Annotated in this window: 24 protein-coding genes; 15 read left to right on the plus strand and 9 right to left on the minus strand. The window is 66.1% G+C overall.

Features of this window, described 5'->3' with window-relative positions; genetic code table 11:
- Window positions 1–2 precede the first annotated feature (2 nt).
- From ACFY10_RS53460 to ACFY10_RS53475, 4 genes are all read right to left on the minus strand, one after another.
- Window positions 3–3,119: a CHAT domain-containing protein gene (locus ACFY10_RS53460; RefSeq protein ID WP_390672704.1), complete on the minus strand. Its 3,117-nt coding sequence runs from the start codon at window positions 3,117–3,119 to the stop codon at window positions 3–5.
- A 286-nt stretch (window positions 3,120–3,405) separates the two neighbouring features.
- On the minus strand, window positions 3,406–3,609 hold the full coding sequence (locus tag ACFY10_RS53465; protein WP_390672705.1) for a hypothetical protein: 204 nt from the start codon (window positions 3,607–3,609) through the stop codon (window positions 3,406–3,408).
- Between the two features lie 126 nt (window positions 3,610–3,735).
- Window positions 3,736–4,785 (minus strand): phosphotransferase enzyme family protein, encoded by a 1,050-nt coding sequence (locus ACFY10_RS53470; protein WP_390672706.1) that lies wholly within the window; start codon window positions 4,783–4,785, stop codon window positions 3,736–3,738.
- A 106-nt stretch (window positions 4,786–4,891) separates the two neighbouring features.
- On the minus strand, window positions 4,892–5,779 hold the full coding sequence (locus ACFY10_RS53475; protein WP_390672707.1) for a phosphotransferase enzyme family protein: 888 nt from the start codon (window positions 5,777–5,779) through the stop codon (window positions 4,892–4,894).
- 448 nt (window positions 5,780–6,227) lie between these two features.
- Here ACFY10_RS53475 and ACFY10_RS53480 point away from each other — a divergent pair, with 448 nt between their 5' ends.
- The 4 genes from ACFY10_RS53480 to ACFY10_RS53495 all read left to right on the plus strand — a co-directional run bounded on the left by ACFY10_RS53480 (window position 6,228) and on the right by ACFY10_RS53495 (window position 9,990).
- Window positions 6,228–7,622, plus strand: coding sequence for a helix-turn-helix domain-containing protein (locus ACFY10_RS53480; protein WP_390672708.1), 1,395 nt, complete (start codon window positions 6,228–6,230; stop codon window positions 7,620–7,622).
- Complete coding sequence (locus ACFY10_RS53485) at window positions 7,564–8,265, plus strand: 2'-5' RNA ligase family protein (RefSeq protein WP_390672709.1); 702 nt, start codon at window positions 7,564–7,566, stop codon at window positions 8,263–8,265. The genes ACFY10_RS53480 and ACFY10_RS53485 overlap by 59 nt, the downstream gene beginning before the upstream one ends.
- A 657-nt stretch (window positions 8,266–8,922) precedes the next feature.
- The gene (locus ACFY10_RS53490) at window positions 8,923–9,432 is read left to right on the plus strand and encodes a hypothetical protein (RefSeq protein WP_390672710.1); all 510 of its coding nucleotides are present in this window, start codon (window positions 8,923–8,925) and stop codon (window positions 9,430–9,432) included.
- A 54-nt stretch (window positions 9,433–9,486) separates the two neighbouring features.
- Complete coding sequence (locus tag ACFY10_RS53495) at window positions 9,487–9,990, plus strand: hypothetical protein (protein WP_275775752.1); 504 nt, start codon at window positions 9,487–9,489, stop codon at window positions 9,988–9,990.
- Window positions 9,991–10,140: 150 nt separating this feature from the next.
- Here the strand turns inward: ACFY10_RS53495 and ACFY10_RS53500 are convergent, their stop codons facing one another.
- Window positions 10,141–10,512 carry a hypothetical protein gene (locus ACFY10_RS53500; protein ID WP_390672711.1) on the minus strand — a complete coding sequence of 124 codons (372 nt, stop codon included), beginning with the start codon at window positions 10,510–10,512 and terminating at the stop codon, window positions 10,141–10,143.
- A 254-nt stretch (window positions 10,513–10,766) separates the two neighbouring features.
- Between ACFY10_RS53500 and ACFY10_RS53505 the strand changes: the two genes are divergently transcribed.
- A complete protein-coding gene (locus tag ACFY10_RS53505) occupies window positions 10,767–10,910 on the plus strand; it encodes a hypothetical protein (RefSeq protein ID WP_390672712.1) in 144 nt (47 codons plus the stop codon).
- Between the two features lie 43 nt (window positions 10,911–10,953).
- On the opposite strand, the gene ACFY10_RS53510 is transcribed toward ACFY10_RS53505, so the two are convergent.
- The gene (locus ACFY10_RS53510; RefSeq protein ID WP_390672713.1) at window positions 10,954–11,256 is read right to left on the minus strand and encodes a hypothetical protein; all 303 of its coding nucleotides are present in this window, start codon (window positions 11,254–11,256) and stop codon (window positions 10,954–10,956) included.
- Window positions 11,257–12,178: 922 nt separating this feature from the next.
- Between ACFY10_RS53510 and ACFY10_RS53515 the strand changes: the two genes are divergently transcribed.
- The 4 genes from ACFY10_RS53515 to ACFY10_RS53530 are packed head-to-tail and all read left to right on the plus strand — an operon-like array spanning window position 12,179 to window position 15,535.
- Window positions 12,179–12,535 (plus strand): hypothetical protein, encoded by a 357-nt coding sequence (locus ACFY10_RS53515; protein WP_390672714.1) that lies wholly within the window; start codon window positions 12,179–12,181, stop codon window positions 12,533–12,535.
- 3 nt (window positions 12,536–12,538) lie between these two features.
- Window positions 12,539–13,840, plus strand: coding sequence for a radical SAM protein (locus ACFY10_RS53520; RefSeq protein WP_390672715.1), 1,302 nt, complete (start codon window positions 12,539–12,541; stop codon window positions 13,838–13,840).
- Entirely contained in the window at window positions 13,837–14,742 is a 906-nt protein-coding gene (locus ACFY10_RS53525) for a radical SAM protein (RefSeq protein ID WP_390672716.1), read from the plus strand. The genes ACFY10_RS53520 and ACFY10_RS53525 overlap by 4 nt, the downstream gene beginning before the upstream one ends.
- Window positions 14,743–14,749: 7 nt before the next feature.
- A complete protein-coding gene (locus tag ACFY10_RS53530; protein WP_390672717.1) occupies window positions 14,750–15,535 on the plus strand; it encodes a hypothetical protein in 786 nt (261 codons plus the stop codon).
- 57 nt (window positions 15,536–15,592) lie between these two features.
- Here ACFY10_RS53530 and aspS read toward each other — a convergent pair whose 3' ends face one another.
- On the minus strand, window positions 15,593–16,915 hold the full coding sequence (aspS, locus tag ACFY10_RS53535) for an aspartate--tRNA(Asn) ligase (RefSeq protein ID WP_390672718.1): 1,323 nt from the start codon (window positions 16,913–16,915) through the stop codon (window positions 15,593–15,595).
- A 537-nt stretch (window positions 16,916–17,452) separates the two neighbouring features.
- Entirely contained in the window at window positions 17,453–17,980 is a 528-nt protein-coding gene (locus tag ACFY10_RS53540) for a proline dehydrogenase (RefSeq protein ID WP_390672719.1), read from the minus strand.
- 584 nt (window positions 17,981–18,564) lie between these two features.
- On the opposite strand from ACFY10_RS53540, the gene ACFY10_RS53545 reads away from it, so the two are divergent.
- From ACFY10_RS53545 to ACFY10_RS53555, 3 genes are all read left to right on the plus strand, one after another.
- Window positions 18,565–19,482 carry a hypothetical protein gene (locus ACFY10_RS53545; protein ID WP_390672720.1) on the plus strand — a complete coding sequence of 306 codons (918 nt, stop codon included), beginning with the start codon at window positions 18,565–18,567 and terminating at the stop codon, window positions 19,480–19,482.
- Between the two features lie 72 nt (window positions 19,483–19,554).
- Window positions 19,555–20,133, plus strand: a complete 579-nt coding sequence (locus ACFY10_RS53550) for a GNAT family N-acetyltransferase (RefSeq protein WP_390672721.1) — start codon at window positions 19,555–19,557, stop codon at window positions 20,131–20,133.
- 133 nt (window positions 20,134–20,266) lie between these two features.
- The gene (locus ACFY10_RS53555; RefSeq protein ID WP_390672722.1) at window positions 20,267–20,671 is read left to right on the plus strand and encodes a hypothetical protein; all 405 of its coding nucleotides are present in this window, start codon (window positions 20,267–20,269) and stop codon (window positions 20,669–20,671) included.
- Window positions 20,672–20,693: 22 nt separating this feature from the next.
- Here ACFY10_RS53555 and ACFY10_RS53560 read toward each other — a convergent pair whose 3' ends face one another.
- Window positions 20,694–21,548: an IS5 family transposase gene (locus ACFY10_RS53560; protein ID WP_390672723.1), complete on the minus strand. Its 855-nt coding sequence runs from the start codon at window positions 21,546–21,548 to the stop codon at window positions 20,694–20,696.
- Window positions 21,549–21,646: 98 nt separating this feature from the next.
- On the opposite strand from ACFY10_RS53560, the gene ACFY10_RS53565 reads away from it, so the two are divergent.
- The 3 genes from ACFY10_RS53565 to ACFY10_RS53575 all read left to right on the plus strand — a co-directional run bounded on the left by ACFY10_RS53565 (window position 21,647) and on the right by ACFY10_RS53575 (window position 23,236).
- Entirely contained in the window at window positions 21,647–22,030 is a 384-nt protein-coding gene (locus ACFY10_RS53565) for a hypothetical protein (RefSeq protein WP_390672724.1), read from the plus strand.
- Window positions 22,031–22,093: 63 nt separating this feature from the next.
- Window positions 22,094–22,942: a tetratricopeptide repeat protein gene (locus ACFY10_RS53570; RefSeq protein ID WP_390672725.1), complete on the plus strand. Its 849-nt coding sequence runs from the start codon at window positions 22,094–22,096 to the stop codon at window positions 22,940–22,942.
- A gap of 90 nt (window positions 22,943–23,032) precedes the next feature.
- Window positions 23,033–23,236, plus strand: coding sequence for a hypothetical protein (locus ACFY10_RS53575; RefSeq protein ID WP_390672726.1), 204 nt, complete (start codon window positions 23,033–23,035; stop codon window positions 23,234–23,236).
- The last annotated feature ends 518 nt before the right edge of the window (window positions 23,237–23,754 follow it).

Genomic DNA, 23,754 nt, shown 5'->3' on the forward strand with positions numbered 1-23,754 from the left:
TCTCACACTCCCGCGTAGCCGAACGCTGCCCAGTGAACGGGATGTTGATAAGGGCGGGTTGTCTCCCAGAAGCGCCGCGCCGCCGGTGAGGTGGGTGGCGTGCCGCCCAGTTCGCGGTTGGTGACGTCGCGGAGCCACAGCTGGGCCTTGCGCAGTGCCTCGGCGGGGTGCGGGTAGGAGCCGGAGCGCCACAGTTGGTAGAAGCGGTCGATCAACAGGCTGCTGCTCTCGTCAGGTGCCCGCCACATGCTGCTCACGACGCCGCCCACGCCCGTGCGCAGCAGGGCCTGCACCAGCGAGCCCGTCGGGCGGGGCCCCACGAAGAAGATTCCTCCCTGGCCGAGGGAGCACGCGGAGAGCACCAGCAGGCGGGTGCCCGACAGGGGTTGCTCCAGCAGCTCGGCCATGCTGAGGGTCTCGTCGTCGGCCAGGACCAGCTCGCTTACGAGGGGGCGGAGCGGGTCGGTGCGGCCGTGGGTGGCCAGATGGACGACGTCGGCTCCCGGGAGGGCGGTGAGAACAGCGTTGCGGCGCGCGTCGGTGCCCGTCAGCAGCGTGGAGCGGGCGAAGTGGAGTACCGCTCCTTCGGCCTCGCGGCGGGCCCCGGGCAGCGGCTGTTCACGCATGGGCTCAGGATCGGCGACCGCGAGGATGCTGCCCGGTTCGTCGGGGTGCGGTTCGCCTGCCCTCGGCCGCCTGGTGCCGCTCGCGACGGTGACCAGTACCGCGTCCAGGACATGGCGTCGTCCCTCCGCCAGCGTGGGGTCCGGCCACCACGCGGCGTGCAGGGGGAGCGATCCGAGACGCGTGCCGTGCGGAATCACGCAGAGCCAGGAGGTGGGCCACTTCTCCAGCAGGGGTTTCACCAGATGCTCGCCCGCCCAGCCGGCGAGTACGTCCACGGTCTGCCGGTACCAGGCAGGGTCCGGGGTGTTGCCCTGGGTCAGTCCGGATAGACCCGCCTGGCTGGCCACGTCCTCGCCGGAGACTGGCAGCCACAAGGCCTCGGTTTGGCCTGATGCGTCCATGCCCAGAGCGAGGACGTTCTCCCCGCCCATGGCACACAGGTGGACGACGACGCATCCCTCGGGAGGCGGTCGCAGATCAGGACCTTCTCCCGGCCCCTGGGCATGTGCGGAACCTACTGTTTCCAGACTGCGCAGCGCCGTTCCCAAGTCGCCGGCGTGGACCGCGCAGAGGGCCGCCTGCACCGCTATGACCTCGGCGTCGTGAATCCGCGCGAGACGATCCTCCAGACTGCCGCCGGTGTCCTCCAGACCGGTCAGGGACCGCCGAAGAGCGATCTGCGCCGCCGTCGACGCCTCCTCCCACGCGCCCATGCCGGCTGCGCTGCGGGACCAGCCGGCGGCGGCCTCCGCGGACTCCTCGGGGTCGTCCAGAGCCCACTCGCGGATCAGACGCAGCCCTTCCGCCGAGCGCCTGTCCCGGATGAGGAGCAGACGGCCCAGCTGCCGGGTGCTGTCTCGGTGGTGACGTCCCCCTGTTGGCAGCATGTCACGTGCGCCGTGGGCCAGTTCGATCGCCTCCTCCAGATCGAGCGGGCTGCCGCTGCTGTCGTACCGCGCATGCCAGCAGTCGGCGATCTTCGCCAGCAGCACCGCACGTCGAGTGCCGCCCTCCGGCTGTGCCTCGACCGCCTGCTCGAGGACGTCCATCGCACGCCCGAGTGCCAGCGAGTGGGGCCGGTGCTGTAACTCCCTCAGCAGCACGGACGCCAGGACCAGCGCGTGGTCCGCGGCCATGGCAGGATCCAGGCCGTCCCCGGCCCCCAGCCGGTCCAGCAGAGTGAGCGCACGCGCGACCAGTTCCTCCTCGAAGACGCCCTGGGCGCTGTCCAGCAGGCCCTGGGCGGCGATCACCACCTCCGCCGGGCTGGCCTGGGGATCCGGCTCGTCGAAGTCGTCGGGATGGACCAGGTCCAGGACGGGGCCGCCGCCCGGGGAGGCGATGCGGCATGCCATCAGGTGTGCTGCAGCGTCGCGGTGGTCGGGCGAGTCCGGTGCGGAAATCTCGGTGATGCGTCGGAAGTAGACGGCGGCCTGCCGCAGATCGGCCAAGGAACCGGTCTCCTCGACATACCGATGCTGCAGCAGGATCCCGATCGTATGGAGGGCTGGCACCAGACGAGGGCTGTCCTCGGTGAGCGTCGCGAGCTCCGCCTCGGCATGCACGAGAGCCGCCCGCGCCGCACGCCGGTCCGTTCTACCGCTGCCCTCCCACCACTCCACCAGCACCGACGTCACAAATTCCGGGAAACGGGAACCGGCGTCGGAGGCCACCCTCTGGCGGACGTCCTCATGCAGGAGCGGCAGCATGCGCTCGACCTGCGCATCGGGGAGGTTCTCGTTCCGGCTCAGGCACATCAGCGCGGTCAGCGCCCAGTCGAAGGAATACAGTTGATGATCGTCCGATCCCGGCTCGCAGCGGGCGAGGGCGTCCGCCGCCAGATCCAGAGCCTTCCGGGCGTATCCCCCGTCAGGGTGATCGGCCAGGGCCAGGAAGTGCGCGGCGGCGGACTTCAGGACACCTGCTGTGTCCTCCCTGTCCTGCTCCACCGCGATCCGCGCCGCTTCCTCGGCGGTCTCTGCCAGGGCAAGACGGTCCCCCTCGTGCTCGCGTCTGCGCAGCCGCTCCTCGTACGTGTGAAAGAGAGCGACCGTGGCGTCGAAGTTCAGGGCGCCACCTCGGGTGGCACCGCGTTCCTTCAATTCCCGCACCAAGTTGAGGGCTTCGGTGAGTTCGCCAAGATCGTGCTTCGGCAGCAGGCGTTGCCAGAGACGGAAAACCGCCGACAGGTTCGCCGTCGCCGTTTCCTCGTCACACAGCAGCGCATCGTTCAGGTGACGCATCGCCTGGTGCACCGCGTGCACGTCGCCGGTGCGCGCGCCCCGCGCATACCAGACCCCGGCCAGGTTTCCCAGAGCTGCAGCACGGTATCGGTCACGCTCGGTCTCCGGAAGATCCGTGGGAACGGAGCGGAGGGCGCACGTGAAGGCCTTCTGCGCGACATCGGCCTGCTCAGGACTGCCCTCGCGCTCGTACGCCTCCAAGGCCCGCACGCCACAATCGAAGTGCTGCGCGTATTCGGCGCCGGTCATGCTCCCCCGTTCGGTTCCTCATGAGTCGCCAGGGTGTTTGACCGGTGGCGGCGTACCAGGCTGACGGGCACCAGTTCATGCCCAGCACGACGCTACCGGCGGCGCGCGGGTCCACGAGGCCGGATCCCGGACAACGTCCGCCCAGGATGCCTGGCACCTGGGCGAACCCACCTCAGCCCCACCGGCCATCCACTGGTCTGCCCCCAACAAAACGTGACATCCACCACAGGTGGCAGACAGGAAAAGGGACATGATGTCTCGCCGCAACGCGACACTCAGCCGGTATTCAACCCTGGTGTAAAGCGACACGACCTGCGGGGACACAGTCTCTGCCGACACAACCGTCGCCGCACCCGACGTCCAGGGCAACTCCGCCGTCGGGGGGCGGGGCGTGCTCAGCGGGCAGCCGGCGTTCTCCGTCGCCGAGCTGGCGGAAGGTCTTGCCGTCGGTGTAGTGCGTGTCCCATTCCTCGGGCGTGGTGTGTCCCACCGTGAGGTCTCCTTGCCATTTCGGGGGAAGAGGGCTGGTCACATGAAGATGCTGGTGCGAGCGGGGGATACGACGGCTCCGGTCCCGTCCTGACAGGCGGTGTCCATCAGCGTGTGGAAGCGGCGGTCATCCGTGGCCCCCAGGACGGGGAACCGAGGTGTTCAGCACGTCCTCGAGGTAGTCGAAGTTAGTGAGGAGACGACGGATCGTGGTCTGCCGATCTTGCCAGTGCCGCTTTAGGTCGGCCGCCGCCTCTTGGGGCAGGTCGTACTCGCCGGTGGTCGCGCCGTAGAAGCTGAACAGCAGGTAGAGCAGAGCGATCCGAAAACAGGCCAGGACATCGGCCAGGGGGAGGGTGGGGTTCTCTGAGCGATAGGCGGACACCATCGCTGTCGCGCAGGCAGGCCACAGGTCGCTCGTGGCGACTGTACGAGGGTCGAGCGCCGCGCGCCCCAACTCCCAAGCCGGAAAAGCCTTGGCACCACGGAAGTTGATGACGCCCGTGACCACATCGGTGAGAACGAGCATGGTGGGTCGGGTGAAGTCCGCGTGCAGCGCCTGCTCGACCAGATCTTCCGGCAGCCCGGCTCGGAGCCTGTCGACGTGACTCAGCAGGTCCTGGCGGCGCAGGTCCAGTTGGTCATGCAACTGCGCCAGATCGCCATGCCCTTGCCGCCTGGCCGAGGACAGCACCCTGCTGCACTTGGACACAGCGTCCTGGACGGAACCTGTCCGCCATCGAGACGACTGCACACGTCTCGGCAGGGGATACGCAGCGAGAACCCGATGCATGCGCCCAAGCACCATGCCGATGTGTTCCGCGCGCGCCACGCCCATCGCCGAGGTGGCCACCCGGCCAGGAGCCTCGTCGACCACGGCCCAGGCGCTCCCTTCGGCCAAGGCAACCAGATCGCCATCGCGGTCGGGCCAGACACGCGGCACAGGAAGATCAGCCGCCCGGCAGAACTCAGACATGTCCCACGCTGACCTGGCCGCATCCAAGTCAGCAGTCGACACATACTCCTTCACGAACAACCTGTGACCATCGGTTGTCAGGACCCGCCGGTTGATGGTGTCCGTGCCCATCGGCACACGCTCCACCGCTTCGGCGGTCACGCCGTATCGCTCTGCCAGCACGTCAGCCACCAGTTCCTCATCCCAGTCCGCGTCATCCATGCCCCTCACCGGCTGCCGTGTGAGGAGGGGCAGCGAGCAGTGGCGATCGCGTCGGGGATGCTCACCTTGAACTGCCGGTGGCAGTCCTCTTTGTAAGCGACGTCGCTCATCCGCTTGTGTCTCTCAGGGAGCGGACGCTGTACTCGGCGTGGAGATGCCGCAGCATGGTGTGGGCCTCGTCGACGGCTTCGATATCGCGATGCTGGATGCCCCAGCGCAGGGCGCTCACTGCGTCGAGCGAGGCGTACGCGGAGCACGCCTGGCGCTCATCGGCGGTAAGAGTGCGCCCGTATCCCGCTTCGAACGCCGCTTCCAGATCGGGTCGGGCGCGCAGGATGCGGTAGACAAGACGCGGGAAGTCGCGCCACATGACGGACTCGACACAGGTCCGTTCGAAGTCGATGATCCGCAGCCGCCGTTCGGTCCCGTCCCACAGCCAATTCCGGGGCATGAAGTCGCCGTGTGACACCAGACGAGGCAACTTTGGTGGGGCATCCTTGGTGATCGCGCGGAGCATCGCGGTGTCGTTCGCCGTCAGGTACAGGGAGGCGCCGACGAGCATCTTCTCCACGGACTCGCCCCAGCTCACCGCGCATGCCCCCGACTTGGGGGCTTCAGCCTCCGCCGCGTTCAGCCGAGCCAGGAGCAGGCCGGCTTGGCGGTACACCTCCTGCTCCTCCTTCGAGTCCAAGCGGAGGCCGCGTACGGTGCGGCCGGGGACCGAGGTCGTCACGATGACGCGCGCCTCGCCGTCGAAGGCGGCCAGAGAAGGGGCCCGGTCCCTCCCGAGTGCTGCGGCCCACCCTCGCTGGTAGGCGTCTACTTCACGCCGATACAGCTTGGGCCCGGGGTTGTGTTTGGCGAACCACCGGCGGCCGTCCGAACCCTCGACCTCCCACACGGCAGGCCGTCCTTCGCCGGCCGATGAATGGTCGGCAACGATGCGGAAGTCGCTGGTCACTGACGTCACCAAGCGGTGGACCGTTTCGGGCATATCGGTCACTGTGGCGCATCCTCCCGCTCGCGAAAGCATCATGCGACACCCTGCGTGATCGCTCGGTTGTGCAGGGTGTTGTTCTGTGGGTGGGCAGCTTGCCAGCCGCCACTGACATTGCGGCTCGGGCGATCTCTTGGAGGGACGATCACCCTCACGTTGTGAGTGGTCCGATGGTTGTGCGTTCTTGTGGGCGGGGAGTCAAGGGTCTGACGGAAAGCCCGCGTTGGCACATCAGCCCGGTGATATCACTGAGGTGATTGCGCCCGATGAAGATCCCTTGCCAGGATCTCGGCCCTGTTGGGAGGCGGCAGTGGCACACGAGGACGATCGTCGGTGTACCCGGTGCGGTAACCCCCTGAGCCGGTACAACACTGACCCGCGATGCGCCGCGTGTACCCGAGCCGCGGGCAATGAGCGCGCGGCGTTGCCGAGCTTGCCGGATCACGTGTGGCAGAACCCCGCGGTTACGGCGGCTCTGGCCGACTGGGACTTCGGCACGGCGTTCCGCCTGATCCGCCAGGCTGCCGGGCTTCGCCAGGAAGACATGTCGGTGATCACTGGCCTGAGTCAGTCGTTCCTGTCCACGCTCGAATCCGGGACACGGCGGCTGCTCAACATCGACAAGATCATCCCTGTCCTTGAGCGACTCGGTGTCCCGCCGCATGTGGCGCCGCTTCCTGTCCCGGGATCCGCTGCTCAGAATCGGCCCCAGGCTTCCGGCACGCCGCCCGTGCTGTTACCTATTCCGGAGTGGGAAAGCCCTCTCGATATCGCGAAGAGGCTGAACGCCACCACGTCGTCCAACACCGATCCGGCGACCATCGTGGTCTTGGAACAGGGCGTGACGGACCTCGTCGACCGCTATGAGACCGAGGGACCGCACCGCCTCGCCCCCGAAGCTGTCGACCTACGAAACTTCATCCAGGGCCGACTGGACGGCCGACAGCCACCCCGCCAGCGCGAATCCCTGTTCCGGCTGGCAGCTCAAGCCTCAGGACTTCTCGGCTACATGGCCGTCAATGCCGGCCGCGAAGCCGTAGCGGAGGCGTACTGCAAGGAAGCAGAGGAACTGGCGAAGGAGATCGCAGACCTTGAGCTGATCATGTGGATCCAAGGCACGCGATCACTCAACGCCTACTACGCAGGCCACTATGACCAAGCCGTCCGTTGGGCAGACGCGGGCCTCGAGATCGACCCCGACCACCCGCAAGCCATCCGACTCGAATCGAATGGACGCGCGCGGGCCCTGGGAAAGCTCGGCGACCGCTCCGGCGCGGAACGCGCGATTGCCGCGGCTGAGGAACTGAGCAGTCGCCATCTGGTCCCTGTTGGGCTGACCTCGTGCATCTCCTTCAAGCCGTACGGCATGGCCCGCGCGCTGGCCAACGCCGCGACCGTCCATGTCTCCCTCGCCAACGCCCCACGGGTTCTCACCTACGCTGATCAGATCGACGAACTCGTCGAGCAGTCCGACTCCGCCTGGAGCCAGGCCCTGGTCCGTCTCGACGTCGCCACCGCTCTCCTGGCCGGCCCACGCCCGGACGTCGAGCACGCCATGGTTCTCGGCCGCCAGGTCCTCGAAGCCGGTGGCGGCCCACCCATCCGCTCCGTGGTCCAACGCGCTGGTGAACTCCACGCCGGTGCGGGAAGTTGGCAGGATCTGCCGGCCGTACGGGAATACGGCGACGCCCTGCGCTCCTGGCAGTCCGCCCCGCAAACGAGGGACCTCGCGAAGTCTGCCAAAATGACACGCCCGACGGAGCAGACGAGAGGGCCAGCGGATGCAGCTCACAGCCGACCCGGGCGCATTTCCTCCCACCCCTCCACCCAGCACCACTGACGCGACGCTGATCGCCGAGCACGACTGGGCTGCCTTCGAGGCAGTCGAGGAGATGAAAGACCACTGGGACCGGCCCGGCTGGACGTCCTCCACCCGCGCCTACTACTGGATGCTCACCTTCCCCGACGCGGCCGCGCTCATCGACCATGCAGGCCAGTGCCAGAAGGAGCTGCGCCACCTCGCCTTCGACGACATTGACGCGGACGGCCTGCACCTGACCCTCGGACGCATCGGCCGCGTCGACGAGATCGACTCCAGGCAGCTGGACCGGCTGGCCGCAGCAGCGCATGAACGCAGACCGGAGAGATTTACCCTCCGGGCGGTGCCGCTGACGGCATCCCGCGGCGCGATCCGCTATAGCGTCGCCCCTTGGGCTCCCGTCATCCAACTGCATGCGGCACTATCCGTGGCCGGCGCTGAGTCGGGGATTCCGCCGCGCAAGCCGACATCAGTTCTTCGCCCTCACCTGGGCATCGCCTACTGCAACCGCCCTATGTCCGCCGAAATCGTGCGCGACGCTATACGGCCCCTCCGGAAGCTCGATGCGGTGGATGCGCCAGTGCGGCGGGTTCGGCTAGTGGAGCTGCGTCGTGAAGACCGGGCCTACCGCTGGCAGGTCATCCACTCACTGGAATTGCGGTGAGTGAGCCTCCGTCAACTTGAAAACCCAGGTCAAAGGGCTGCGTGAGCGGCCCTCAGGGTTCTCATGCTGGTCGTGGGCGGCAGTCTGCGAAGTAGATCGTCTGTGGGTGCGGTCGGCTCGCCGGTTCCCACCTGCTGTGGTCGAGCAGCTTCTGCGATCTAGTACATGCTGGATCCCGAGCTGTTGGAGCGGATCACCGCGCGGCGTGCGGAATTGGACGAACTCGAAGAACAGTTGGTTCGACGGCGAGCTGTTCGCTCCTCCCGGCGGTGACGCTGGTGCCGCACCGCACGCCGGGTATGGAGGAGGCCACGCTCCCGCCGGAGTATCAGCGCATTCTCGCCGCCGCGCGGCAGGCTGCCGGACCGGTCATGGCTCGGCAGGGGCGAGGCTGGGAGTGGACGTCAGCGTGCGGGCCAAGCTGGAACCGCTGCGCGGGAAGCTGGTCAGACTGGCCGATTGTGGCTGGCTGTGCAAATTGCCCGATGGCCGATTCACCACTCGGCTGTGACCGACGCTGGGCAGAGCACCGGTTTAGGTCAATTGCCAATGGAATGTGTGGTTCCTGTGTCGCGGGAGTGGCTCGCGTGCCTAGCCTGGCGCTTCTTCACATTCAGGGCATGAACATGCCCTCTCCCGAGAGAGGTCGTGAGAACCGTGAACGTACGAAGAAGAACACTGCTGGGCAGCGGCGCCGCCGCGATCGCCGCGATAGCACTGGCCGGGAGTATGTCGCTCGCTGCTGCCGCTCCCCACCCCAGCCCGCCGTCCAAGCCCAAGCCGCATCTGGCCGCCGGTCCTGCCGGGACCGAGGACATCGTCACGTGCGACCTCATCGCACAGAAACCGAACTACAGCGGTGGAGTGGTCACGGGAGTCGGCGGGATCGACAACTGCACGCCACATAGGCCGGATGCCTGCACCACCGAAGCGGAGCTGTGGATATGGATGCCCTACGAGCAGCAGTGGGCCCCAGCGGGTTCGCCCGGCAAGAACACCGCCTGTCCGCCGCCCCGCCGCACCGCTCCCTCCAGTCAGAAATGCCATGAGAGCAGCAGCTACCCCAAGTACGGCTACAAGATCATCACAACCGGCACCATCGTGTACGGCTCAAGCCACGACTCCGGCCATACCCAGAGCGACGTCCTGTACCTGAGGTGCGTCTGAGAATGGCTCTTCTGCACGGGCGCCGGTCCGCCGGCGCCCGTGCACAATGCCCGAATGAACCCTGCTGAGGCCAACGCGACCCACTGGTCACTGTCGAAGGAGGCGGCCGGTCGGCTCATCGCCGAGGCCGACCAAGCGCCCGGCTTCCGAGACGAGCAGCAAGAACGCTTTGCAGTCTGGGAGATCGATCCCTCAACAGGCCAGGCTCTTACGGAGACCCTCATTCTGCTGGGTGTCCACGCTGCTGTCCGAGATGACGCATGGAACGAGGCGAACAAACCGCGCGTGGCATTGGGGCGCCTCGGTCTTCACTCGATAGCTGAGTCCCTCCGGACGCGGCCCCGGCACGAACTCTTCGCCGCCTTGCCCGCCACACTGGCCGACCAGGACGCCCGCTGGATCGAGCAGTTGCGCCTCATGTCCTATTCCGTTACGCCTCGCAGCACCCTGTCGCTGGAGCGACTCGTGCAAGAGGCCGCCATGATGATCCGTGCTGCCGCTGATGCTGTCCCTGGGGCCGGGCAGACCCTCGGTGACCTCGTCTGGCCTACGTCTTGACAGCCGCCGCGGCGTGGACGTAACCGCAGTGCCCCCGACGGCCGTTGGGACTCACAACGCCCCTGGGTACCCGCACGGGCGGGTTGAAGAGCCGGCGCATGCGTGAGCTGGGCGCACGATCCGTGCGCCCAGCTCGTGCTGGCACGTTGGTCAGCGGGTGCGCACTAGTTCCCAATCGCTCGTCTCCGACGACGTGGCCGCGTCGATCTCTCCGTGTGGCAGCAGCCCTGTGGAGAAGCGGAGTTCGTTGTGGAAGCAGAACGGGGACCACTTTGTCGCCAGGCAGGTCTTGAGATCGGCGTTCTGATGGATCTCGTACCAGCCAGGGGAGGCGGTGCTGGCGACCGGCGGCCCCGGGGTCACGCTCGCCCCGAAGAGGAAGTCCCCGGCAGTTGTGGTTGTGCCGTTCAGGCTGGTCGTCGTCCCGCTTGCCAGGCCGCCCGCGTCCTCGCACTTGGTGACGGTGAACTCCATGGTTGCCGCAGTGACGCCGCTGACGCGGTTGTTGACGTCGTAGTACAAGGTGACGGACGTGCACCCGGTGTCCCCGGGAGTTGCGTGTGCCGGAGCGCCGGTTACGGCTACGCTGACGAGGCCAGCGAGGGCAGCGGCCACTAACCGTGGGAGGGCCGTCCGCCAGGCGGTTCGCCTCATAGGTTTTCCCCCGTGTGTCGTGTTCCTGACAGTTCGAGCCTGAGGGGCACCTCGTCCGCCCGCAATTGGTCCTGCCAAGCCGTCACAGCATCCGCGCGCCTGTCGGGGGCGGTGAGGGATCCGTGAACGTCGGCCCGACGCCCGCCTTCACGCGGAACCTCGCGATCAGCGTGTTCCGCCAGGACGGCCGGACCAACATCGCCGCCGCGTGCCGTCATACCGCCCGCGACCCACAGCGACCCCTGACAGTCCTCGGCATCACCTGATCAACCTGGACATCGACTACACGCAATAGCCCTGGGCGATCCGCTACTGGATGACCTCGTAGATCTCCTTGTAGCCGGATACCGCGTTGCTGTTAAACGTGTCGATCAGTGATTGGGCGTTCTCATCTGGATTCACGAAGAACCCTCGCTCCAAGGTGAAGTACTGGTCGAGGCTGTCGAATTCCCATTGGCAGACGACCGTATCCATGGGACCGGCGTAATCGACGTAGATTCGCCGGTTCGCGTACCCCGCCTCTTCAAACACCTTGGTGAGGGTCTTGAACGCCGCCACAATCTCCGGCGCCTTCCCGCGTTCAGCTTGGTAGACCTCGCGCATCATGTACATGATGTGATCCTGCTTTCCTGCTCGAGCAGTAATCGACTAGCAAGCGTTATTTTTATGCTAAGTCATCAAAATGTCGCCCGCATGCCGAGCAGCGTGATCTGGACGTCTCCTGTCTTGGTCATAGTCTGGCTGTACGCCCTCCCTGCACCTCGGGTTCCCGGTGAGTCCCCGTTCCATCTGGCACGAGAGTGGCACGGGCCCACGCACTCGGCCCACGCCCGACGTGCCGACAAGCTGGGACTCGGCGGTGCCCGCATCGTCCTGTCCTACCTCATCGCACGGGACGGTTCCCGCTGTGGCAGCTGCCGACCACGGGTCGTGTCTCGCCGAGCTTCATGGGACGCCATCTGCCGCCTGAGCCAGTACAACCTGGAAGACCGGTGCGCGGCGTGTACCCGTGACAGGCGACTGGGCTACGGACCTGGGTCATGTGCGCATCGGCACTGATCGCGGAATGGTGTAATCGTCGACAGGCGGCCTTCGACTACACCCGACGGGCCATGCGGTTCTCGCCAGGCGGTGAGCCGAGAATCCGGATTTCTGGGATCGAGACCAAGGTGGCAGCGTGCATCCCAGACCGGAGACGCAATGGCACCCGCTCCCTGCTTCCGTCAGCGAGTGTTTCTGGAACCCCGCGAAAATATCACGGCTGTGATGTGTGACAGCCCAAAAAGACGTGCCATGGAGCCGGAACGTGAGCTGTCGCTGAACTCTCTGCCGCGTAAAGGGCGGTCAGATGTCCGCAGCTCCTCCCGAGTTCCAGCGATTAGGCCACTGAACCCATATCACTGCGGTGATATCACTCGTGGAATGTTCTCGATCCGCATGGTGCGGAAAGCTACTCGCCGCAAAGGCTTGCAGGTCTCTGCACCCAGCAACATCGCTCGTCGACAGAAACAGAGCAATCGAAGGGAGAGAGAGCATGCCGACTCCTCGTCGCGCCAAGAACGATCACCTGCTCTACGCCGACGTCGTGGACTCCAAGCAGAAGGCCGGAGTCTGGATGGGCGAGCGTGACGCCTTCCAGGCCAAACAGGCCGAGATCCTGGAAGCGGTGAAGGACCAGGCGGACTGGGTCCCGGTCGAGAACGCGATCATGGTGGTCAGCACGGAGCCCGCCGGCATCACGGTCATCGCGCCGAACCCGACCCTCCCCGGCGTGATCGTCCTCGCCGACGGAGGCTCACCGGAGGCCTCAGCACAGCTGCAGGCCGCTGGCGAGGAGCTCGTCCGCAAGGTCATGGCCGAGCGCGGCATCGTCGAAGAGGAAGCCGCGTAACACGTGACCTCCTCCCAGCTCCTGTGGGGGAAGTACATCCAGTACATCCGGGACGGTGAGGGCGCCCTCCTCGACCCGGTCACGCTGGACAGCGTGTACCTCGACCGCGGGGAGGTCACCGACCTCTCCGCGGTTCCCCCGACCGCGACACACAAAGCTCTCGCCGAGCTCGGCTTCACGCCCGACAGCCCCGATGTCGACCAGCGCGAAGCACTCCGCACCCGACTCCACCAACTCGGCCTGGATCCCGTTCCCGTACGGATCAGCGGCCTGCGCGTCGTCCTCACCGACGCCTGCAACATGAAGTGCAGCTACTGCTTCGTCGAGACCAACACAGGCAAGCCGGACATGACCGAGCAGGAAATCGCCGACGGTCTCACCTACCTCTTTGAGACGAACGCCGGCCGCGACGAGGTAGCCATCCAGTGGTTCGGCGGCGAACCGACGACCCGGTTCGACCTGATGCAGTACGGGGACACCCTCGCGGACTCTCTCGCCGAGCAGTACGACGTTAAACGAGTCCGCCGAACCGTCGTCACCAACGGCGCCCGCATCACCGACGCCATGATCGAACACTTCGCCCGCTACCAGTACGGCGTCGGCATCTCCATCGACGGACCACCCGCCATCAACGCCGAGAACCGCAGGCTCCTGGGCGGGCAACCGGCCGACAACAGGATCCAGCGCAACGTCCGTCGCCTCCTCGATGCAGACGGCATCCACGTGGGCTGCAACCTCACTCCCACGTCCGCGAACATAGGCCGCCTGGCCGAAACCGTCACCTGGATCATCGACCACCTCGGGCTGAAATTCATCTACGCCAACACACCGATACCCACCAGCGGACGATGGACGGTCAAGGGCAGAGAGCTGGCTCGGGAGCTGTATCAGGCACGCCTCGTCGCCCTCGGGCGTGGCGGGATGATGTTCTCCGTCCTCGACCGGGCATTCCAGGCCCTCGACCGGCGCCGCCCCATGCTCTTGGATCACATGCAGAGCGACCGGAGCCTGAACGTCGCCCTGCTCCCCGGCAGCCGAGTCAGCCTCTGCGACATCAACTTCACCGCCCCCTCCTTCCTGCACACCCTCGACGAGCTGCGAGCGGACCCGAACCTGCTCGGCGGCATCGCCAAGAACATCGCCCCCATCCCCGAATGCGCCCAGTGCCCCGCACTTGCGATCTGCGGTGGGCCCTCCCGCAATGAACAACTCCTCATCGGCGGAGACCGGCCGGATGCGCAGATGTGCGACTTCTACACCAGCACTGTGGAGATCGCGGTGTGGGACAGCACGGGGGTGCAGTGAACATCGTCGCTCACCCCGAGAGCCCTCCCGCGTCAGCCCGGCAGCGGTTTCGCTCCGCGCTCATCAGTACCGCCGGCCACTGCAAGATCGCCTGCGGATTCTGCTTCCGAGCTGACCGGGCCCACGGCTTCCTCGACATCCCCACCTACACGCGGGCACTGTCCAGGCTGAAGGAGACCGGCGTCGAAGCGATCTGCTTGACCGGCGGCGAACCTGCGCACCACCCCGAACTCCGCCAACTCGTCCGGCTCGCCCATCAGTTCGGGATTCCCGTGTCGGTGGTCACCTCGGCCCGGGCCCCGGAAGACGTCGATCGCCTGGCCGACGTTGCGCGCCTGCTGGCGAACGTCACCGTGTCGGCCGATTCGATGGGCGCCATGGAACTCGGGCGAACGACCCGGTCCGTGGCGTCGGCGATCGCGACGCTCGAACAGGTCCCCGCAGCAGAGAGAGTCCTCCACGTCACGTATTGGAACCTCACAGCCAGCGAGTGCCAGGACATCTACGACCGGGTCGATAAGTCAGGAATCCAGATCCAGATCAGCCCGGTGGCGCTCGACAGTACGGCTCGACAGCGCGCCGGCTACACCTTCTACGACTACCTTGCCCGGCAGCGGGAGGACGCCGATCTTCTCGGTCGCTTCTTCCAGCTCTCGGAGCGGTTCCAGGAGTACCTCACCGCGCTGCGAGCCATGCAGTTGTACCCCGAGGCGCGGCCCTCCTGTGCATCCGCGGCCCTGTACGTGTCCGCCCGCGGCGAAATCCGACGGTGCCCCTACAGCAAATCAGGGGTGAGCGTCCGCGCACCACGCGCAGAGATCAGTCGCTTCCTCGACGCTGAATGCGACGACCGGACCACACCCGAGTGCGCGGCCATCTGCCGCGCCGCCGACATCCCGTGAGCAGAGGATGACGACCCGAGTCACCACACCAGAAGAGTTCATCGAACGGTGGCGAACCCCTCCCAACCTGCGCGTCAGCAACGTCCTCACCGCCACCGGCTTCAACTTTCCACCTGCCCTCGACGTCCTCGACGCCATCCGGCAAGACGAAGAAGTGCGCTTCACCATCCTCGGAGACGATGACTGGTCCGTGCGCATGGACCGCACATCGGCCTTCCGCACAGCCCCGATCGAAGAAGTGGCCAGCTGGACCTTCCGCCTCGTGCACTTCAACCTGATCCGCTTCTATGACGGGTTCCTCAGCGGATTCCAGGAGCAGGTCATGATCCCCTGGCGTGCGCAGCTGTCGAGCTGGGGGTTCACATGGCAACGGTGCGCGCCGCTGCTGTTCATCTCGACGGGAGGCGCCTCATCGACCTACCACAACGACAACTCACACGGACTTGTGTGGCAGATCGAGGGGACCAAGACCTTCCACAGTTATGAGGATCCCGATCGACACCTCCCGGCCGAGGCCGCGGTTGTAGGCGAGACCACGGCGGAGGAACCGCCCGAACACGACCCGGCTGACCGCCAGTCCGTACGGATGGGGCCGGGCGACCTGTTGTGGAGCCATGCCCTGACCCCGCACTGGGTGACGACCGAGTCCCCGCTCGCGATGAGCGTCACCCTCGCTCACGGCGGCCTGTGCCACCAGGGTCGCTTCGCAGACCGTGAATTGGCACTCCGCGCCTACTGGGACCAGCACCCCGACGAGGCATGGAAGCTCGATCTGCGCAACGTCCGCTACTGACCGGGCCGGGGCCGCTGCACCCTTCAGGGGTGCAGCGGCCCCGGCCTTTCGCCGTGACTACGGGGTGAGCCGGTTCGGACCACGGAACAGGAACGTGGCCTCCCGGATCGAGTCGAGGCCGAGCATCACCATCAGGACCCGCCCAAGCCCCATGCCCAGACCACCGTGCGGCGGGCACCCGTACCGGAAGGCGTTCAGGTAGTCCTGCAGCGGCTCGGTGCTCATGCCCTTTTCCGCAGCCTGCTTCAAGAGCACGTCGTAGCGGTGCTCGCGCTGCGCACCGGTGGTGACCTCCAGCCCCTTCCACAGCAGGTCGAAGCTGAGCGTCACACTCGGGTCGTCCTCCGGACGCATGTGGTAGAAGGGCCGGATGCTCGTCGGATAGTGGGTGACGAACACCCACTCGTGTCCGGTCTGCTCTTTGATGTGCGCTGCGATCCCGCGCTCGCCCTCCGGGTCCAGGTCCTCCTTCACGCCCGCCGGGTCCCAGCCCTTGGCCCGCAGGATCTCCTGCGTCTCGGCCATCGTGATCCGCGGGAATGGCGTCGACGGCACCGTGACCTCGACACCGAACGTCTCCCGGATCGCCTCACCGTGTGCGTCGGCGACCTTGGCGATGGCATGCGCGAGCATCTGCTCCTCGAACGCCATCACGTCCTCAACCCCGTCGATCCACGCCAACTCCACGTCCACACCAGTGAATTCGGTGGCATGCCGCGAGGTGAACGATGGCTCAGCGCGGAAGACAGGCCCGATCTCGAAGACCTTGTCGACACCGGCCGAGATCGCCATCTGCTTGAAGAACTGAGGCGACTGCGCCAGGTAGGCGGAGCGGTCGAAGTAACCGAGCTTGAACACCTCGGCGCCGGACTCGGATGCGGTACCCATCAGCTTCGGGGTGTGCATCTCAGTGCAGCCCTGCCGATACGCGTACTCGCGCATCCCTTGCTCGAACGTGGTCTGCACAGCGAACAGCAGCTGCGCCTGCGGCCGACGCCGTACGTCGAGGAACCGCCAGTCCAGGCGGTGTTCGAGTCCGGTCTGCTCATCGATGGGCAACGGTGTCTCAGCCCGGTTCAGAACCTCGACTGCTTCCGGGATGATCTCCAGGCCGCCGAGCTTCACGATCGGGTTGTCGACCACGCGACCGGTGATCCGGACCGCGGACTCCGGCGTGAGCTCTTCCAACGCAGCTTCGACCTCGTCGCCTTCACCGCCGCGCTTGTGGGTGACCTGCACCATTCCGGCGTGGTCGCGCACGACGACGAATTGCATCTTGCTCTGCAGGCGGAGCGTATTCACCCAGCCCGACACAGAAACGGTCTGCCCGACATGTTCTCGCAGGCCAGACACCAGTACACGGCTAGTCGTGTGGATCATCGCAGCCCTCCCAGGGGCGTCGTCATGATCCCTTGGGGGCGCGGACGAGAAGGGTACTCGCGGTGCCACCGCGCCTTTACCGCTGCTCGGAGAGCGGCGGCCTCATTCGTGCCCGATGACGGGGGCCAGCCGGCGGGGCATTGGGCCTTCCAAGAGGCCGTTCCTCCCCGCGCTCAGGAGGGTCTTCACCCCGGGGCGTAAGGCCGCCTTCCCAGCTACCGGCGGCTCTCTCTGCTCACGTGATCCCGTGGCTACTCGTCTCCGTCAATGCGTTGCTGTTGAGCATAGCGGGGTGGGCAGGGCTACGACAGCAAGATCACGCCAACGGGTTGGCCCGTCGCCACGCGGCTGCCTCCCACCGCCGTCGCGCCACCCCACCGTCTTGCCGTCCCATCAAGGGCGCGTACGGCGTCGCTACGCGATGAGCGGTTTTGGATCCTAGACTCCGCAGGCCAGCCCCTACCGAGCGTCGCAGCAGGTCACAACGCTGTACGACCTCCGCCAAGCAAGCCGCCGGTGCGCCCACGAGCGCCGCTGCTAGAGGCGTATCCCGCTGTCGCCTAGGACGTCGGCGGCCGCCGAGCGAAGGCCTTTCACGGCCTCGTACAACAAGTGCTCCCGCTCGGCGGCGAGCGCGGTGTCCGCGGCCTTGTGGGAGGTGTCTTCCGCGTGGGCATCACGCACCATCCGCCGCATGACCTCGGCGAGGCCATCGGCCGCGTGGACGACGCCGTACAGCGCGTTCACCACAGAGGGCGGCCCCTCCAGGAGGACGAGCTCGGCAGCCCGGTGGACGCCGCGGACCTGGGTGGCGAAGCACTCCATCTTCTCGTCGACGTCCCGTAGGTCCGGCCGGTCCGCCCGCAGTGCGTCGCGCACTGCGTCCAAGGCGACATCGCGGTCGTACACCGCGCCCAGGTAGTTCGCGTAGGCGTCCCGGCGGTGCTGCCGACGCCACTGGCTGAACTGCGAGCGCGCCGCCGCGCGCTCGGTGACCATCGCGGAGCCGAGGGTGGCGAGTGAGCCTACGGCGGCGCCGAGCAGCGCGGTGAGTCCAGCGTCCATCGCCCCATTCTGCCTACGGCCAGGCCTACTTGAGGCGCGATCAAAAGCGAGACCGGTTTGCGGGGAGGGGTTGAGCGCCAGGTCGGTCGGCTGTACTCGGTAGCTGGTGGTTTCCTGGTCGAGGCAAGGGCGCCCGTGATCACCCGACTTTTCCAACTTGCATCCTGATCTGGATCGAAGAGACGTTCGAGGTGGTCGTACACCTTCGCGAAACGGCGGCTTCTCCCCGAGAGGCACTCCTCCCGCCGTAGCCCGCCGAGGAGGCAGATCTGCAGACCTGCCTCCAGGAATTACGCCGGAGATATCACGAGAGTGATTTTAGGTAGTTGCGATCAAGCTCTACTGTTCGTTGGTGAGTTCCTCGCGCATATTTGCCCACCTCAGGCGTCTGGAGGGATTTTCCATGCCATGGCGTTTGGCGTGAATCGGCAACCGTCATCGCCCGAGTTGCTGCCCATCCAATCACGCGATAGTCGGCCCACTGGCAGGTGGGCGATCGGCGAATGTGAACACCAGACGCGAACCATCGTCGCGATTGCCGGAATTTACCTGGCGAGACGATTCAGGGAAAGGAAATCCACTCGATGGAAGGGACGTCGGCTCCCGAGAATCTGGTTGAGGTTGTCTCAACCGTGCCATCGAAAGCCCCCGACCGCACCATAAAGTACGTCTTCAAAACCTCAGACAAGGCTACCTTCGAGGCTGTGCAACTCTGGGAGGGAGACCACGGAGCCTATTCGGTATGCATGTCGGCCCAAGCAGGGTGCCGGTACGGCTGCACGCACTGCGCCACGACCTTCGCACGCACGCCCTTTGTCCGGAACCTGCAAGGCCACGAGATTGTCGCCGCGGTAGAGCAGGTGGAGGCAAACGTCCGGGATGAGCAGGGCCCTCTCGCCTGGGTCGACTTCGCCGGCGTCGGAGATGCGGCTGCCAACTGGGCCCACGTCACCACTGCCGCGAGAACGATCACGGGCCGGGGGCTGGCTCGCGAGGTCAAGGTGACCAGCATCGCTCCGCAAGCGTGGGTTCGGAGCCTCCTGAAGCCCGAGGCCTGGCTGCCGAACCGGTTCATGTTCTCGCTGCACGGAGCTGACGCTGCTCAGCGGCGAGTGGTCATTCCACGCGCTGACGACCCAACTGCCGTACTACCTCTGTGGGCTGCTGCTGCCGACCTGCGCCCCGTGGTCCTGAACTACGTCCTTTGCGAGCACAACACGCGGCCCGACGACGAGGCGGCGCTCACTGACTTGCTCACCCCCTACGCAGGTCGCTTCCTTCTGCTGCGGCTCTCCAGTTTCAATCCCGTACAGGGCAGCCCCCTGCGACCCAGCACACGGGAAACCGAATTCATCGCCGCAATCTCCCGCGAGCTGACCGGGTGGACGGTAGCCCACCATTCCTCCGCTGGACGGGCAACAGCCTCCGCCTGCGGGCAGCTTCGCGCCAGCATCCTGGAACTCGGTCCACCAGCCGACGCCGCCAACCGCGACATCGGCTGACTCACGACACAGCCAGGTAGAACGTACTCGAACCAGGAGAAGGCGACGTGAGCGACACTGAGCGTCTCCATCGTGGTCGGGCCGACCAGCAGAGAGATCGCGATGCCCGCTGAAACTACCAAATACGGTCCCGCCACATTGCGACGTTGGCGAGCCGTGGACGCCGATGCTGTGTACCAACTCGTGAACGAGTCGCTCGATCACCTGCGCCCCTGGATGCCATGGGCAGCCGAGCACAGCCGACAGCAGAGTGCGGAGTTCACCGTCAGCTGCGAACGAGCGTGGACGGCAGGCACCGCCTACACCTACGCCATCCTCTCGGAAGGCGCCCTCGTCGGGAGCTGCGGCGTCGTTCGCCATGACCAAATCAGCGGTATGGAGATCGGATACTGGCTCGCACCCCCATACACCGGGCGCGGCCTGGCGACCTCCGCCGTTGCCGCGTTGACGATCCAGACCTTCAGCCTCCCGGACATCCAGTGCGTGGAGATCCTTCACGACGAAGCGAATCACCCAAGTCGGGCCATTCCCCAGCGGCTTGGCTTCGCACAGATCGACATCCGCAAAGGGACACCACAAGCGCCCGCAGAGGGCGGAGTCCGTGTCACGTGGCGGCTTGGCCGTGCGGCATTCATGCAACGCCGTTGGTGACAGATTCTCGACTTTCCTGTCTGGCTGCTCGGCTCCGTTATCGCGGCGATTAACTGGTAACGACAAGCGTCCCTCAGACCGCGTTTGAGATCTGGTTCGGTGGCCTCTCGGAGGGTGTTCTAGGCTCGGCCAGGTGATCTTCGACAAGTTCCCCATCGTCGGCGGCTTTAGGGAGCTGGAGTACGGCAGTCCGGACGGGCCGTCGATCCGAGCTGCGGTACGCACGGCTGCGCCGGGGCATGAAGGCGATCTAGTTCGGTACCTGCGCGCCGGCACGACCTTGGTCGCCACGCCTTCAGCTGTGCCTGACGTGCTGAGCGAGACTGGCGCGTTCATCGGAGGGCTGCACCTGCTCACAGACGGACACTGGCTGTGGTACTCCGACCTGGCCCACTACGTGGGGCACTATCACGTGGAGCTCGACCCGGCGTTCATCGAGCACGCGCGTGGCAACAACTGGACTGTTCCGCAGGTCAGTGACGAGCACGTCGAAGCGATGGTGACGTTGCTGATCGGGGACGAAGGTGAACCGGGGTGATGCTGCTGCCCGCGCCTGGCTGTCAGGCCGAAGTCCGGGTCAACAGGCGCCGGCCCGCCCGGGAAACTGGCCCCACTCGGGTGAGACGGCGGACCATGATGCCGATCATCGCCCAGCGGACCATCGTCTCGGAGCGGGCGGGACTGGTCTCGTAATCGCGGGCCAGGCGTCGGTGGGCGGTGAGCCACGAGAAGGTCCGTTCTACCGCCCACCGCTTCGACTGGACTTGGAACCCCTGCTGGTCGGGGTCTTTGCGGACGATTTCCAGCTCGCGGCCGAGCACGGTGGTGGTCCAATCGACCAGGCGGCCAGCGAAGCCCTGGTCCGCCCAGATCTTCTTGACAGCTGGATGGTCGAGGCGGGTCCACAGCAGCGGTCGGCGGGCGCCGTCGCGGTCCTGGACACTGGCTGCGACGACGTGCACGGTCAGCAACAGACCTAGAGTGTCGGTGACGATGAACCGCTTGCGGCCCTTCACCTTCTTGCCCGCGTCGAATCCCCTGGTGACGGCAGGAACGGTGTCGGCAGTACGAACAGACTGCGAATCGATCAGGCCCGCGCTCGGCTCGGCGTTGCGGCCGTCGGCTTCGCGGATCTGGCCGCGCAGGGCGTCGTGGATGCGATGGACCGTGCCGCCCTCGTGCCACCACGTGAAGTACCAGTAGACCGTCGGCCACGGCGCGAAGTCCTTGGGCAGTTGCCGCCAAGCGCAGCCGGTCCGCACGACATAGAAGATCGCGTCCACGATCCGCCGCCGCGGATGCTTCTCCCGCCGCCCGCCCTTGGGCCCCACTCTTGCGGGCGGCAGCAACGGCTCCACCAGCGCCCACTGCTCGTCCGTCAAGTCCGACGGATACCCACCCCCAGCACTGCTCACGGCATGCTCAACGACGACACCAGCAACGGGCCACGGCAGATCTCAAACACGGTCTCAGCGCGGCTCCGCATCCTTCGAACATCACCTTCCATCCGTCGGTGGACCTGTCCTCGAAGACGGCCAGCGAAGCGGGCAGCATCCAAACGGCCAGCGGATACGCCACGGACGTTCCCGATGGATACGACCGGGCCATGCCCGATCAGGTGCACAACGCTCTGCCCATCCCGCGCACTCCTCATCCCTTCATGGACAATTCCGGTGGGGCCGGCGCGTATTATCTCTCACACGCGGAGAAGCAGGCTTCCGTCCTGAATCCGGGGTATGCGATATCGGTCAGTCGAGACATGTGCGATGACTGCATATCCTGGTTCCAAAGCCGGTCCCGGCAGCTTGGAGTGCCGATTTTCGTTTCCGATCCGACGGCGATCCATGTATTCCTGCCGGATGGTGGATGGCATTCCTTCGACTATCCGTCCTGGTGAAATCGGCTCGTCTGGGGTGATGCGGTAGAATCACGCACGGATCTCTTGTTGTTGGAGGCGCTGGTGGGCGAGAGTGTATTGGATTGGCATCTTTTTCCGGCCGGTGTCTCCGTGGCGGAGTTGATCAGGCGGGCGGAGGATGCCGACGCTCGGGGCGACCTGGTCGGCGCCGGAAACTGGTACTTCCATGCCAAGCGCCGCGGGGCGGCGGACGTGCGGGACAGGATCGCGGCGCTCGTTCCGGGTCTTGAGTCGGCCGTGGCTCAAGGGGACGTCGATGCGAAGGCGCTGCTCGCCGCCATTCTGCTCGATCAGAAAGGCGATCTGGGTCGCGCCGCGCGCCTTTTCAGCGAGGCCGCCGACGCGGGCGTTGTCGAGGGAATGCGTGAGTTGGCGTTCATGCTGACCAACGGCTTGGGTGTGGAGCGTGACCCTGCCCGAGCCAATACCCTGTTCCGGGCGGCGGCCGACGCCGGGGACGGTTACGCCGCCTTCAATCTTTCAGTCAATTATCACCAGGGTGTCGGTGGCCCACGGAATTTCCGGGAGTTCTCGCGCTGGCTGCAGGTCGCGGCCGATCTGCGGATTCCAGAGGCCTGTGCCGTGCTCGGTGACCAATTGGCCAGGAAAGGGGAAGACCGGGAGTCCCTCGGCTGGTACGTCAAGGCCGCGGAGTCGGGGCATGCTCCTGCGATGTTCGCGGCGGCCCGCAGATACCGTGACGGAATCGGATGCGAGGCCGATCCGGTGCAGGCGGTGAGATGGTTTCTCGCCATGCTCGACAGGGGCAACGGCGACGGAATTCATGAGGCGATCAAGCTAGCGCCGTCCATGACGTCCGATCAGATCCGGCAGGCCGGGCGACTGTCCGGCCGTGAATCCGAGGCGGAGTCGTTGATACGGCCCTCGTGATCGAGGCCGTGGCCCCGACAGCCTGGCCCTGGTGGCCTTTATCTGGCGCCGCGGACAACTTTCCTCTCGACAGCCTGGAGGGCTGCCACCATGTCGTATCTGATCGTGGGACTCGTGGGCGTGCTTGCAGGCATCCGGGCGCTCGGGCTGCGGCGGCGGCAGCTGAGTGCGGCTGCGGCGCCGTCCTCCGCGCTGATTCTCCGCCCGGCGTTTCTCGCCATGGTCGCCGGAATCGCCATCGCCGGCGGGCTCTTCCTGCTGGCGGGCGGAATCCTCGTCCTGGTCCAGGGCTGAGCGCCCGGCCCTGAAAAGTCCTGCCACAGCGGCGGCCCGATGGGCCGGTGCTTGTTGCGCGGGGTGCAGGCGTCTGGGCCATGCCGGGTGTGAACCGCTGAGCGGCTGATGGAGGCTCCGGGCTGTCCCGAGTTGGGTGGAACCGAGTCACTTGGTTTCACGCTATCGGTGGGGTGCGAAGTTCGTAGTCCACCGGGCTGATCATGCTCAGGCACCGAACATGGTTCACCTGCGCAGTCCACTGCGGGTGAGTTCGAACGCCTTCCCCAAGCTGGCGCGATGGCTCCCGAATCCCGCCCGGGGTTGTCCGGCCGGGCGGTGTCGGGAGGCAGCTGGGACGCAAGGATAGGAACCGGCCCGACAAAGACGGAGGGGCGGAGACATGGCGCACCCAGTCTGACTACCAAAAACATCGTGAACGGACACTGAGCTTCTTCGAGTTGGCCTCTGATCAGGTGACGGCTCAGGAGCGCAACGAGCGAGGCCCCCGAGCTGTTGATCGAGATGTCTGACGTCTC

This window comes from Streptomyces sp. NPDC001401 (genome assembly GCF_042895385.1).
Classification (GTDB): Bacteria; Actinomycetota; Actinomycetes; order Streptomycetales; family Streptomycetaceae; genus Streptomyces.